The organism is Congregibacter variabilis (genome assembly GCF_045689235.1).
In the GTDB taxonomy this organism is placed as follows: Bacteria; Pseudomonadota; Gammaproteobacteria; order Pseudomonadales; family Halieaceae; genus Congregibacter; species Congregibacter variabilis.
The window spans coordinates 2,517,849-2,530,925 of sequence record NZ_CP136864.1 but is presented as its reverse complement, the minus strand read 5'-3'; the positions used below and the strand labels follow the sequence as shown (position 1 = coordinate 2,530,925).

Genomic DNA, 13,077 nt, shown 5'->3' with positions numbered 1-13,077 from the left:
TCAGGGCGTTTTAAAGCGCAGCTCTGTATCCGCCGCCAACCAGGCAAACACAGCAAAAGCCGCGACGTTCTGATCAAGGTCATGGGGATTGATCTTGTCCAGAGTATCATCTGCCGTGTGGTGAAGATCAAAGTAGTCGTTGCCATTTTGATGCAGTCGCAAAGACGGCATTCCCGCCTTTACCAAGGGCGTTAAATCAGGGCCTGCGCCGGGCGCATCGTTACTGCCGGGTGCTATACCGATAGGGACTAGCAGTTCGGCGATTTTGTTCACCAAGGGCTGAGCCTCTGGGCTGACCTGTGATGTGAGCTGCCAAACACGTCCAGCGCCAAAGTCACTCTCGCTACCGATGATTTGTTTGTCTAAGTCTTTCTTGTGCCGCTCGAGGTAGGCATAGCCACCCAGCAGGCCTGCCTCTTCGGCACCCCAAAGGATCAGTCGAATACTGCGTTTTGGGCGCTTACCACTATCGAGGATCAGTTTGGCCGCGGCAGTGGCAATGGCAACGCCTGCGCCATCATCAATGGCACCGGTGCCAAGATCCCAGCTGTCCAAATGGCCGCCGATAATCACGACCTCGTCGGGAGATTCGGTGCCGCGAATATCGACTATGACATTGCCACTTTCGACTTCGCCCAAAGGCCTGGGTTGCACGTTGAGGTTCACGCGCATGGTTTCGCCCCGGGCATGAATGCGTTCTATCTGATCTGCATCAGGGTTAGAAAGTGCCGCTGCAGGAATTTTGTTGATAGCCGGGTCGTAGCGCATAGAACCTGTATGTGGCATGCGATGGGAGTCAGTACCGATGGACCTGATAAGGATCGCGATGGCGCCTTTGCTGGCGGCGATGCTTGCGCCGCTGCGACGCAAACGGCCATGGAAGCCGTAGGACGAGCCATTCTGGGTTTTTTGCATAGCGTGGGACACAAAGGCAATTTTGCCTGCGAGGCTGCCGGGTTCTGCGGCCTCAAGATCGGTGAGCGTCGGGAACACTACGATGTCTGCTTCTAATCCGCCCTCAGGTGTGGCGACGGAACCTCCCAGAGTCGTTAGAGACAGAGGCTGGGGATAGGGGCTTAACAGTTCGGCGCTCTCGGACCCGCGCGCCCAGGCCTGCATGGTGAAGGGCTCTACCCGGACGTTCTTAAAACCCAGGTCCTGGAGTTTGGCAACGGCCCAGTCTCGTCCCCGAGCCTCGGCATCGGTTCCGGCGAGCCGCGGGCCCACCTCGGTGGTGAGTGACTCAACGATGTTATAGGCCATGGAGCCTTTCATCGCGGCATCGCGCAATGCTGTCGCGTGTTCTACGCTGCCTTTGCTAAGTCCCAGGTCTGTGTCTTGCGAAAATGCAGGATTTGTTACAAAAGCTATAGGCGTGAGGCAAAGAAAAGCCTTGAGCAAGAGTGTGGCTAATTTGTTCATCGGTGATTCCCCAAAAAGTACTGACGGATAGTGTGCCATGCCTTGATTCATCAAGGCGATTGCCCATGGCTGTTCTTATCCTTTGCGAATGCCCAGACGAACCAAGCCAGTTGCATGAACCCGCGGTTCGCCATCGGGATTAAAAACTGTGGCCTCTGCAAAGAGATTTTTACCGATTCGGCTGGTCGCTCGGGAGGTCACATAAAAACCGTCTTTTTCTACCGGCAGGGTCAGGTCTATCTGCAGGTTGCGAGTTGCGAAATAGCCCATTTCGGCAAAGCGTAATCCGGTCAGACCCAGAATAATATCGATAACGCCGGAGGTGACCGCACCGTTAACAAAGTCCTGACCAATGCCGCCTAGATGATAGGACTCAATCTTGGACACATTGCCGCGGGGTCGATCGGGATCGGACAGATCGACGACCAGGCCCAGGCGCTGTACAAACTCCATTTCATTGAAGCGAGATTCTACCGCCGGCCAGTCACCCTGGCTGACGAGTTGTCCCATAGCTGTTGACATAATTAGCCCTTGCTCTATGCGTGATTTACCATCAAAAAAGCCCCGTTTCCGGGGCTTCTGGCTGAGTCTTTAGGAACTCAGTGGGGTGTTCGTAGTACTGTCAGACAGCAACCACGTCCTCTGCTTGGGGGCCTTTTTGACCGTCCGTGACTGTGAATTCCACTTTCTGACCATCAGTCAGTGTTTTAAATCCATCACCTTTGATAGCACTGAAGTGAACGAAAACGTCTGGGCCGCCTTCACGCTCGATGAAGCCAAAGCCTTTGGATTCGTTAAACCACTTTACGGTACCGGTTACTGTCGACATACTTTTTTACCTTTAATTTACTCCGCTGCCTTCATTGCTTGCTATGCGTATTTCAGCTTAATCACAACGTTGGCTATAGCGGTTTTATATAGTGCTTACACCAGAAAAGGGACTCTTATTACTCTCTTTATTCCACACAAGTGCATTAGCTGCAGACGCTATTTCCAGGCAGCCGAAGGACGACAGAGGAAAACATCCCTTGCCGTGTAAGGCGTTGGAAATAAGCGGTCGCAGGATCTGCGCGGGCGTGGCGTAAGATTTCTTGTTCAACAACGTATGTACTTTTCGTTCTTGTGTCTCTATCTGGATGAACCTGCTGCTCAAGACAGCAACCAAAGTGTAGCACTCCTTGTGAGAATGCGCTGCCTGAATCAAACCAGTGATTTACGATAGCCAATTCGAGTGTGGCCTTTTGGGAAGTTCTCGAATCGTGTGAATTCGCTGTACCCCAGCTTTGGATAAAAGTCTTCCGCTTCCCAGCTCTGTGTCCAAAGCCAGATGCCTTGCAGTGCCTGCTCTTTTGCGAATTCTTCTGCGCTAGTTAAAAGCTTGCTGCCCAGGCCGAGACCACGGTGGTCAGGTGCGACCCACAGTTCGTCCACAAAAACCCAGTCCCACACAATTTCTCCGGCGAGCGCTGCTGCGATCTCGTTGTGTTCGTCGCTTGCTACCCAACTTAAATTCTGCGCCTGATAAGGCGGTGCTTGCCGATGCACTGCGTGAGTACGAAACCCCTCGGTAATAACGGCCTGCTGTGAGCTCGTGAGGCCACCTTGCTGAAATCTTATATCCATAGTTGATCACTTAAATCGAGCGTGTTTTGGCTTCCAAGAAGAAACTCGAAACAGCAGGTTCACATAGGCCGCCGCCTACTTTGAGACACCGTTCTCTATGATCCTTACAAGCTCTGCTCTAAATCCGGTGGTTAAAGGCATGTTAAATCTTAGGATTAATGGGCCATGGATTAAGTAGAGCTGCTTGGAAACCTCATCGTAAAATTCTTTCGAAATGTATCCTGACTGAAACTGTCGATACGTATTCTCAAAATTCGCTCTAATTGGAGACACAATTATCCTGAGATGTACATTCTCCTCCTCGGATAAATCGGCAGATGTGAGACTGCTGTCCATCACCACTTGTGTGTACAGAGCGCGGTTCTCCGTGGCACTAAGTACGCCGACAAGCTGAATGACGGAATCGGCTCGTTGCTGCTCAATTTGTGCTTTGGTAACTGTATTCTGTTGCCTCAGCTGCACTGCCAGATAAATCAGTGTCACAATAACCGCTAGTGCCCCAAGCACCTCCGCGGTAGCACTTATGGCGTCCCAGTTCATTGCGACTCTCCGATCATTATTGACGGACTTAGGGTAACTCAGAAGACTGAGAGCGTCTCAAAATAGGCGAAAGTGGTCTTCGGAGCGAAGTCCCTTTCCCAACCGATCGAGCTGGTTGAAGCACGACAAGCTTGATGGTCTAGTCAGATATCCATGCGCAGAGAAAGCGAGAATGCCCGCGGCGCGACGTAGCGAAGGTCGTTGGTAGAGCTGGCGTCCCAGCCAAACTCGTCAAACACATTTGTCAGTCGACCTCGGATTACCACATCGTTAGAGGCCAAGGAAAACTGGCGGCGTAAGCCAAGATCAAGGAGCGTGCGCGGCTCGATCTTGACCAGGCCCTGCGCGTCGCCGTTCTGTTCGCCGCGGCTGGTAAGGCCAAGGTCGAAGGACCAGCCCGGCGCCCAGGCGGGCCGGTAGTCCAGGTTGACGGTTGTTGATCGGGTGATCGCGCCCACGGGACTGTCCGCTAAGCGGCCCGCGTCCACAGCATCACCGCTGAGGCCAATGTCATAGAGCACGGTTCCCACAACCAGCTGTAGGGCATCGGTTACCGGGCCTGCCAGCGAGAGTTCTACGCCGCGATTAACCTGCATGCCCTGTTCGCCGAAGAAGCGGTTTTCGTCGAGGCCGAAAAAAGGTTTTTCAATCTCAAAAACGCCCGCGACAGCCGTCAGTTTGCCTGCCGCCAGGCGCAGACCGGCGTCGATTTGCTGGGTCTGTGCCGCTGGTGGAGCTTCGTTTTGGTTAGTGGCGCTGGAGGGGGCCACGGGACTTTCCTCGAAGCCCCTCACGATGCCTCCATAGGCAACGAGACGCTCGCCTAAACGCGCGTTGGCCGTGACGTTATACAGGAGCGGGTTCTCTTCAACGGAGACTGTTTGGCCGTCAGGGGACTGCACGTTGCGCGTATAGTCGGCTTGTTGCACTCCAAGGTTCAGTTGTCCAATGTTCTCCCATTGGAGGTCATAGCTCAGCCCCAGCGTAAACTGCTCCACGGACTCGCGGGTGAGTTCTCCAAATTCGACCTCGGGCTTATCGTAGAACACCGGTTCGTCTATGTTGCCGGGGCCAAGGTCTATACCGACAGTGCCCCCGTAGTCGCGATATCGCTGAAGGGCGCGCAGGTTTACGGTGAGGCTATGCTGGCGATTACCCTCCAATATGTATCGAGTCGCGCGTGCCTCGAGAGAGTCCGACTCCAGCGTGGTGGGCGGCCCTAGTGCTGATTGGCGACGCGCTGATCCGTCTGGTTGAACCTCCAAATAGAGCTGCGCGGATTGGATGTCACGTTCGCGGCTGGAGCGGAATACGCCCAGGCGATAATCCCAGTTGCCCGGACGATAGTTGGCAAGCAGCCCGGCGTTGTAGCGTGGCCCTTTAAACTCCACCCATGGTTGGCCGACAAACTTTCGGGTCGTCACGCGCGGCGGTAGCCATGGGCCATCGGTGAAGTAGCGCTGGGAAAACTGATTGCCAAGCTCCTCGATGTAGTCTGCAAAGACCGTAAGCTCGGCGATGTCGCTGGGCGCATAGCGTATATTGCCGCCCGCGCTTACGGACTTGTCGTTGGTGCCATCGCCGACCTCACGCGCCTCATAGCCGACGCCAAAAGCTGCCTCCAGGCCATCGCGTATACGCACCTGAAGATCGGTGGCCACCAGCGCACCGCCGTAGGCACTGCGCTCAACAATCACGCTGTGGGTGGGTTCATCCGCGACACGGCGCAACGAGAAGTCGACGATGCCTGTTGGCGCCGGCAGCGGGTATCCCTGCGCGGCCAGACCGGCTCGAATCGTGGAGCCGTCGATCAGGCGATTACTGAAGTCGCGGGTAGCGCGATCAATGAAAAGGCCCTCGACGCGAACGTTGCCCGCCGCCGTGGGGCTAAAGCCTCGAACATTGGAAATACTATAAAGTCCGATCTGTTCGTTGCCCACGCTCGCACCAAAGGCATCCGACACTGAGCGCACCACGTTTTCGGCGGCACGCTGGGCGCAGGCATCGCCGGCCATTGCGAGGCACAATGTGAGCGTCAGCGCGCTGCACAGGGGCGGGTTCACGGCCTGTGCGCAAACCAGAGAAGAGCGGTGATTTCTACGCTGATCCAAGGGCATGGGTATCGGGATGTCCGTGTCGCCAAAGTAGGTGGAAGATAACTGTCACTGGCTTCAATCTCTTTGTTTGACAACTTACGTCGACAACTTGCGTCGACAACAAATGGCGGGATCAACTCACCGGCAGAATCTTCATAATATTGGTGTCGCCCGGCGTACCCATAACTTCGCCGCGGGTCAGCAACAGTGAATCGCCTTGAGACAGAAGGTCGCTGTCGCGCAGATACTCGATGGCGCTGACTTCAATGTCCTCATGCTCGAAGGAGCTGGCGTCGAAGTACAGTGGAATTACTCCCCGGCACAAGCTCAGTCGCGACAGTGTACGGGGTTTGTTGGACAGCGCAAAAATTGGTAGACCTGAGCTTAGGCGCGACATCAATAAGGGCGTTGTCCCCGATTCTGTGAGAGAGGCAATGCCGCGCACATTGCCGTAATGGTTGGCGGCGTAGATCGCGGACATGGCGATGGTTTCCTGAGGGCTCGCAAACTGTCTTTCCAGACGATAGCGTGATGTGCGCGCTACCGGATGACGCTCTGCGCCCAGCGCGGCATCGGCCATCGCTTTAACCACTTCTACCGGGTATTCCCCCACGGCGGTTTCTGCGGACAGCATGACCGCGTCGGTGCCATCAAGCACCGCATTGGCAACATCAAAGACTTCGGCACGCGTAGGCATGGAGCTGCTGATCATGGACTCCATCATCTGGGTAGCCGTGATGACCAGACGATCCATGCGCCGGGCTCGCGAGATAAGGTCTTTCTGGATGCCGATGAGCTCTGCATCGCCCACCTCTACACCCAGATCTCCCCGGGCAACCATGACCCCGTCCGAGGCTTTGATAATCCCATTGAGAATATCGTCGTCTGCAACCACCTCGGCGCGCTCGATTTTGGCAATCACCGCGACGGATAAATCCTGCGCATCCAGGAGTGACTTGGCGTGTTCGATGTCCTCTAAGCTGGAAACAAAAGAGATCGCTACGTAGTCCGGTGCGATGCGACCCAGGCCTGCGATGTCTTCGATGTCCTTTTCCGTGAGTGCGGGTGCTGCGATACCGCCGCCCAGACGGTTGATGCCTTTACGAGAGCCCAGCTTGCCACCCACGGTCACCGTGCAGTCCACAGCGGACTTCTCGATATCGTCCACGCGCAGGCGAATTCGACCGTCGTCCAGCAGCAGAATGTCTCCGCTGTGGAGGCTGTCTAGCATGGGGAGGTACGTAAAACTGACACCATGCTGGTCTCCACCGTCCTCGGTAATCCCGCTATCGAGCCGGAAGCGATCCCCCACAGCGAGCTTGATGCTGCCATTGCTAAAACTACTGATGCGAATCTTGGGCCCCTGAAGATCGGCCAAAATGCCAACGTAGCGGCCGTGGACAGCAGATTGTTTGCGAATGCGTTCAGCAACCGCCGCGTGCTGCTCAATGCTGCCGTGGCTGAAGTTCAGTCTAAATACATCTACTCCGGCCTCCAGCAACTGTCCGATAGACTCTGCGCTTTCGCTGGCCGGACCAATGGTCGCGACTATTTTGGTACGTCGATTTACTTTGGTACTCACGTGATGTCTTGCCCTGTTCTTAGTTGTAAGGCCTTACGCTGCCGACTTGGTAGTCCCTGCACCACCAGTGCGTAGGAGTTGTCGATCATGCGCTCGATTTCGCTCTTGGGGGTACTGTCGTCAAGGAGCACTGTATTCCAGTGCCGTTTGTTCATGTGGTAGCCCGGCAGTACCGCCTCAAAGATATCGCGAAGCATGAGTGCTTCGTTAGGGTCGCATTTGAGATTCATGCGCGCTACGCCATCCTCGGTCCCCAGCGTTGCGAACATTTTGTTCTGCACCTTTAGTACCGCCACACCGGGGCCAAATGGGTAGTCTTCCCAGGCCTCCGGGCATCCTAAAAGATAATTGCGTGCGCCATCGTAGTTCAAGGCAGGGACTTTAAAAACATCAAGACATTCATTGTTTGACGTTCAAGGAGAGGCCTTCGCTGTGTTAGCGAATTTTTCGCTGAGAGCCCGACTGCGATCCGGAAAGTCACTAAAGACACCGTCTACCTGTAACTCCTCAAAAAACAGCCGATGTAGTTCTTCGAAACTATCAATTCCTGGCGGCAGTTGATCGGCGCGAAAGGTGTAGGGGTGAACAATCAAGCCTCTCGCATGAGCACGCTCCGCCAGATCGGTGACTTGGTGCTTGCCCTGATCATCGACGCCCTGATAGAGCTGCATAAGCCAGGGCCCAATACCATCGGCGTATTCGGCAACGGCGTCCAGACCCGCATCTGTGCGCATGGCATCAAAGTCTACGCTGCCGCTTTCGTCCCAGGCGTTCTCTGCAATCAACTGGACCAGAGGCAGTACTGTCTTGAGTTCGTATTTGAGTTGGCGCAAGGCATCGGGCTCAAAACTTTGCAGAAACACCCTGTCTTTGCGCTGATCCCAGTCGGCGTCGGTGAGCACCTGCATCACGGCCGCCGGAAGGTTTTGCCCCTCGGTCCGATGAAAGGCACTGGCCTTCATCTCTACGTAGAGTCCCGCCTGGTGATCGCGACTGCGATTGAGTCCATCGATCAATGCAATCTCTTCTGCCAGTGTGGGTATGCCTGATATCCCATCAATGGCCGGAAAGCGCCGGGGGAACACGGCTTCTCCATTGGGGCTTCGGCGCTCATGAGCCTTCAGGCGACGAATCTCCGCCAGAGTAAAATCAATCGCATAAAAACGGCCATCTGCCCGTGCCCGACCCGGAAAGACCTTTGCGACATCGGTGGTGGAATCCAGATGAATATCGTGCAGGACAATAGGCACGCCGTCATGAGTCAGTACGACATCCTGCTCGATAAAATCGGCGCCCATGGCGTGAGCCATAGCTTTGGCAGGTAGCGTGTGCTCGGGAAGATAGGCGCTGGCGCCCCGATGGGCGATGACGATGGGTTGTTCTGTGGTCACCGCGCAACCTCCCTGGGCCAGCACGCAGAGCAGGCTAATACGCCTAAGGGCAGTAATACACCATGCGCGGGTCTTTGCCGGCCGTTGCACGGTGTGACTGCAGCTTAAGTCGAAGGCTACTTTTTGACCTGCATCTTGATGGTCTTTTCGGTAGCAGGTCCATAGGGGGGCAGCATGCCGCCGAGCTTGCCAATGTTAAAGCGGGACTGGCGGAATACAGCTTTGGCATGGCTAAAGGTCTTGAATCCGTCATGACCATGATAAGCGCCCATGCCGCTGGGGCCCACGCCACCAAAGGGCAGTTCTTCTTGCATGATGTGCATGATCACGTCGTTGATAGTGACACCGCCAGAAGTGGTGCGCTTGAGCACAGCTTCTTCTTCGTCCTTGTTCTTGCCAAAGTAGTAAGCGCCCAAGGGACGTGGGTGCGCATTGATGTAATCGATGGTCTCCGAGAAGTCCTTGTATGTCTTGATCGGAAGGATGGGTCCGAAGATCTCTTCTTCCATCACCTTGCTGTCCTCGGGAGGATTGACCACCAACGTGGGCGGGATCTTGAAGGTGCCTTGCTGTGACGAAAAGTCTTCGTTCGCCGGATTGATGCTGGTGGTGGTCACACCGCGCTCTGCCGCATCTGCAAGATAGCTATTGAGGCGCTGGAAGTGGCGCTCGTTGACTACCGAGGTGTATTCAGGGTTGTCCAATAGTTTGGGGTACATTTCTTCGGTGGTTGCTTTAAGGGCCGCAACGATTTCGCTAAGACGCTCTTCGGGCACCATGAGGTAGTCGGGTGCCAGACAGATTTGTCCTGCATTCAGGGTTTTGCCGAGCATGATCCGCTGCACTGCCATTGTCAGATCGACGTCTCGAGAAATAATCACTGGCGACTTGCCGCCGAGTTCCAAAGTGACCGGAACAAGATTGCGCGAGGCAGCGGCCATAATGTGGCGCGCGATGCTGGTTGCACCGGTAAAAACCAGGTGATCAAAAGGCAGTCCGGAAAAGGCCTGTCCTACTTCGGGGCCGCCCGTGAAAATCGCGACTTCTTTTTCGTCCCAGGCGTCGGCGACCATTTCGGCCATAACTTCTGATGTAGCCGGAGTGAACTCAGAAGGCTTGATCATGGCGCGATTACCCGCGGCGAGAATGCCTGCAAGCGGCGCAAAGGTCAGGTTTACCGGGAAGTTCCAGGGTGAAATGATGCCCACAACACCCTTTGGCTGGTATTCGATAGAAGAACGACCACCGAGGAGGTTTACCGGGAACATGGTGGGGCGCTTTTCGCTGCGCATCCACTTTTCCAGATGCTTATGGCAGTGCTTTAATGGCGTGATAGAGGCGGCTACGTCGGTCAGGAGCGACACTTCTCGGGGGCGGCAGCTAAAATCTGTATTCAGCGCATCAACCATTTTGTCCTGGTACTTGATGCAGACATCGATGCCGCGACTCAGGCGATCGCGACGGATAGCGGCGCTGACGCCGCCTTCTGCGATGTAGTCACTGCGCTGTGCTTCGAGAACACTCTGCATGAGCATTTCGGCATCGGCGACATTTGCGGCGGTCTGAGGTGCATTCATTATTCTTCTCCAATCGAGGTGGTGTTGCTTAGCCGCCTAGTATAGCTGTGATTGGGTGTTTTTTGACCACTTTGTTCTTGCGAAGTCTAAGCCTGGATTCGACAAAAGCATGACTGACTTGATTGCAGCCTTGTCACAGGCGTATTGCGATGCTAGAAAGCGCCGATGCCAAACAGTACTGACAGCGATACCCGAACACCGTCCCCGCCTTTCGGATACTCCAGGATCTGCACGCTGGATCCTGATGAGCAAATTGCCGCGGTGGCGAAATTTCACGCCCATCAGATTCGTCCCAACCGAATTGCTTATCGCCTGGGTATCGATATCGCTTACGTCGAGGCTCTTATTGCCGGAGAGACGGAGGTCGAGCGCTTTACGGCAGCAGTAGCGGCGAACCGAAAACAGCGGTACCACGAGCGAATCAAGGATAGCTCCAAGCGCCGGGGCGCCGGTCGCTATGAGCTTCAGCAGCAAATAGAAAAAGACTTCCAGCACGAACTGGCGATTAATGGTGCGCCCAGGCCGTAAAAGCAAAGCTTGGTCCCGCGCAGCTGTGGGCTTTTTGCAGCCCTTTTCCTAGCTGCCGCAGATTTTACGAAACCCCGCCGCTGTGAAGGGGATCATGTGGTCATAAGCGGCTTGAAAGTCTGCGCTGTGGCAATGACCCCGGGATAACTTGTCGATACGCCCTGTATTGGCCAGGGTTAGCGTCAGTGCCCCGGAAAGATTGTGATAGCACCAGTAGATGTCTGCTTCGCTTGCCTTGGGCAGCGCCTTCTTAAGCGCTTCTATAAACTCCTGTACCAGCTCGTCAAATAGCGACGACATCATGCGCGGCCCCCAGTAGGGCGAGTTGTTGATGTAGGCAATGAGCGCTAGATAATGCCGCCAGCCCTCGTCGCCGGTTTCCTGCGCGATTTCCAGCGGCCTTAAAAATGCTTCAATGATTTGTTCAACGCTGGGGCCTTTTGCTCCTGCAGCCTGCTGGCAGGCGTGCAATGCTTCCCGTCGAGCGCCGTTGAGCAGCTCGGCCCGGCGGTTAAATACCGCCTGAAACAGGTCCAGCTTTTTACCAAAGTGATAGTTTGCCAAGGCAACATCCACGCCGGCGCTAGTCGCGATCTGCCGCAGCGTGACACCGTCATAACCGTGTTCTGCAAACAGCTCTTCTGCTGCATCCAGAATCCGGTCACGTTTGGGAATGCTATCTTTTTTATTCATTGCGGCTCCTGCCACCCGGCGCGATCTTGCGAGATTTGTTTCAGGCCTTTCGCTTGCGCATTCAACGCTTGTTGAATAGTCTGTCAGAAATCGCAGGGAAATAACAACAATGTCTGCTGAGTTCTTCAAGTATGCCTTGACTCTCGGTTACGTCGCTCTCGTGTACTGGCTGTCCTATGTGGGTATGCGTCGTACCAGCAGCGTGGAAGGCTTTGCCATCGGTAACAAGGACATGAGTCCCTATCTGGTGGGTATCACGCTTGCCGCTTCTATTTCCTCCACCGCAACCTTTGTGATTAACCCGGGCTTTGTATACCAGCATGGGCTTGCTGCCTACCTGCACTTTGGCGTTGCGGGGTCTCTGGGGATTCTCAGCGCGTTTTTGGTGTTAACCCGCGGCTTTCTCCGTTTGGGAGAGGCCAGTCACGCGCTGACCATACCTCAATGGATTTATTACCGTTACAACCACCGCGGCTTCAGTTTGTTCTTTGCTTTTATCAACCTGCTGTCTATTACCTTTGTAGTCTTGATCCTGGTGGGCTGCAGTTTGCTCATGACCGGGCTGTTTCCCATAGAACAAAAAACCGCCTTGATTGCGGTGCTGTTGTTCGTTTTTTCCTATGTGCTCATGGGTGGCACCTACGCTCATGCGTACACGAATACGCTGCAGGGGATCATGATGCTGGTGGTCACCTTGGTGCTGTTTGTTCAGGGCTTCAAGTATTTTTCGGGAGATCCCATGGGCGCGCTCCGGGCCGTAGGAGATAACTACGCTCAGGCCTTTAACGAGAGCAGTAATCTGTATTTCGACTTCTTTTCGGTGTTTGTCAGTGGTTTTGTGGTGACCTTTGCGCTGATGTTACAGCCTCATATTCTCACCAAAGTCCTGTATCTGCGCAGTGACAAGGACATCGGTAAATTCATTTGCACCACGGCAGTCGTGGGTACTTTGTTTACCCTGATGCTGATGATTGGCTTTTATGCCCGCCTGGCGGGTCTTGAGATCGATGCGCAGGACACGGTCGTTCGAGAGTACCTGCTGCATGAGTTTGGTAGTTCAGCCTGGGGCGAGTATGTGCTGGTGTTTATATTCCTTACGCTGCTGGCTGCCGGAATGAGTACGCTTGATGGAATCCTCGTGGCGCTCTCGGCCATGGTGGTCAATGACATCGTTAAGCCTCTTGCCGGTGAGGGCAGCAACGGCTTGGTGCTGTCGCGCTGGGTCCTGGTGGCGGTGGGAATTGTGGGTGTGCTGCTTGCCTGGAACCCGCCGCCGCTCATTGGCTTGTTCGCGCAAAAAGGCGTGTATGGGCTTGCCGCAGCTTCTTTGGTGCCCGTGCTCTTTGGTGTCCTTCTGCGCCGCCATATCCCTCTGTGGATAGTGACCGGCTCAGCCGCGCTGGGTCTGGGACTACATTTGTTTTTCAATCTGGTCATGGGGATCGCCAATCCGGCCATTTCTGCAAGCTACGGCATTTTTGCGTCGCTGGTCTTCGGGCTGGTCGGTCTGGCGGTGACACGCGGCGAGGCGAGTCGTCACGGCGGCGATCTGTAATATTCAAAGCTTGACAGTTCAACAACTGTTGAATACGCTAATCGACATTCAACGGTTGTTGAATATTTGA

13 protein-coding genes are annotated in these 13,077 nt (G+C 54.9%); 2 read left to right on the top strand and 11 right to left on the bottom strand.

Translation table 11 applies throughout. From position 1 onward, the window contains the following. From R0135_RS11115 to R0135_RS11070, 10 genes are all read right to left on the bottom strand, one after another. Positions 1 to 1,422, bottom strand: a complete 1,422-nt coding sequence (locus R0135_RS11115) for a M20/M25/M40 family metallo-hydrolase (protein WP_407346921.1) — start codon at positions 1,420 to 1,422, stop codon at positions 1 to 3. Positions 1,423 to 1,497: 75 nt separating this feature from the next. Beyond that, complete coding sequence (locus R0135_RS11110; protein WP_407346920.1) at positions 1,498 to 1,944, bottom strand: PaaI family thioesterase; 447 nt, start codon at positions 1,942 to 1,944, stop codon at positions 1,498 to 1,500. A 100-nt stretch (positions 1,945 to 2,044) separates the two neighbouring features. Further along, positions 2,045 to 2,251 carry a cold-shock protein gene (locus tag R0135_RS11105; RefSeq protein WP_008293511.1) on the bottom strand — a complete coding sequence of 69 codons (207 nt, stop codon included), beginning with the start codon at positions 2,249 to 2,251 and terminating at the stop codon, positions 2,045 to 2,047. 371 nt (positions 2,252 to 2,622) lie between these two features. Next, on the bottom strand, positions 2,623 to 3,045 hold the full coding sequence (locus tag R0135_RS11100) for a GNAT family N-acetyltransferase (RefSeq protein ID WP_407346919.1): 423 nt from the start codon (positions 3,043 to 3,045) through the stop codon (positions 2,623 to 2,625). Positions 3,046 to 3,120: 75 nt separating this feature from the next. Then, positions 3,121 to 3,585 (bottom strand): hypothetical protein, encoded by a 465-nt coding sequence (locus R0135_RS11095; protein ID WP_407346918.1) that lies wholly within the window; start codon positions 3,583 to 3,585, stop codon positions 3,121 to 3,123. A gap of 143 nt (positions 3,586 to 3,728) precedes the next feature. After that, positions 3,729 to 5,702: a TonB-dependent receptor gene (locus R0135_RS11090; protein ID WP_407346917.1), complete on the bottom strand. Its 1,974-nt coding sequence runs from the start codon at positions 5,700 to 5,702 to the stop codon at positions 3,729 to 3,731. 112 nt (positions 5,703 to 5,814) lie between these two features. Further along, entirely contained in the window at positions 5,815 to 7,263 is a 1,449-nt protein-coding gene (gene pyk, locus R0135_RS11085) for a pyruvate kinase (RefSeq protein ID WP_407346916.1), read from the bottom strand. Beyond that, entirely contained in the window at positions 7,260 to 7,634 is a 375-nt protein-coding gene (locus R0135_RS11080; protein WP_407346914.1) for an MmcQ/YjbR family DNA-binding protein, read from the bottom strand. Before R0135_RS11080 ends, pyk begins: the two co-directional genes overlap by 4 nt. 42 nt (positions 7,635 to 7,676) lie before the next feature. Continuing rightward, entirely contained in the window at positions 7,677 to 8,654 is a 978-nt protein-coding gene (gene glpQ, locus R0135_RS11075) for a glycerophosphodiester phosphodiesterase (protein WP_407346912.1), read from the bottom strand. Positions 8,655 to 8,770: 116 nt separating this feature from the next. Then, positions 8,771 to 10,231, bottom strand: a complete 1,461-nt coding sequence (locus R0135_RS11070; protein WP_407346911.1) for a coniferyl aldehyde dehydrogenase — start codon at positions 10,229 to 10,231, stop codon at positions 8,771 to 8,773. Between the two features lie 165 nt (positions 10,232 to 10,396). Here R0135_RS11070 and R0135_RS11065 point away from each other — a divergent pair, with 165 nt between their 5' ends. Then, positions 10,397 to 10,759 (top strand): hypothetical protein, encoded by a 363-nt coding sequence (locus tag R0135_RS11065; RefSeq protein ID WP_407346910.1) that lies wholly within the window; start codon positions 10,397 to 10,399, stop codon positions 10,757 to 10,759. A 48-nt stretch (positions 10,760 to 10,807) separates the two neighbouring features. On the opposite strand, the gene R0135_RS11060 is transcribed toward R0135_RS11065, so the two are convergent. Further along, the gene (locus R0135_RS11060) at positions 10,808 to 11,452 is read right to left on the bottom strand and encodes a TetR/AcrR family transcriptional regulator (RefSeq protein WP_407346909.1); all 645 of its coding nucleotides are present in this window, start codon (positions 11,450 to 11,452) and stop codon (positions 10,808 to 10,810) included. 109 nt (positions 11,453 to 11,561) lie between these two features. Here R0135_RS11060 and R0135_RS11055 point away from each other — a divergent pair, with 109 nt between their 5' ends. After that, positions 11,562 to 13,007: a sodium:solute symporter family transporter gene (locus tag R0135_RS11055; RefSeq protein WP_407346908.1), complete on the top strand. Its 1,446-nt coding sequence runs from the start codon at positions 11,562 to 11,564 to the stop codon at positions 13,005 to 13,007. Positions 13,008 to 13,077: the final 70 nt, after the last annotated feature.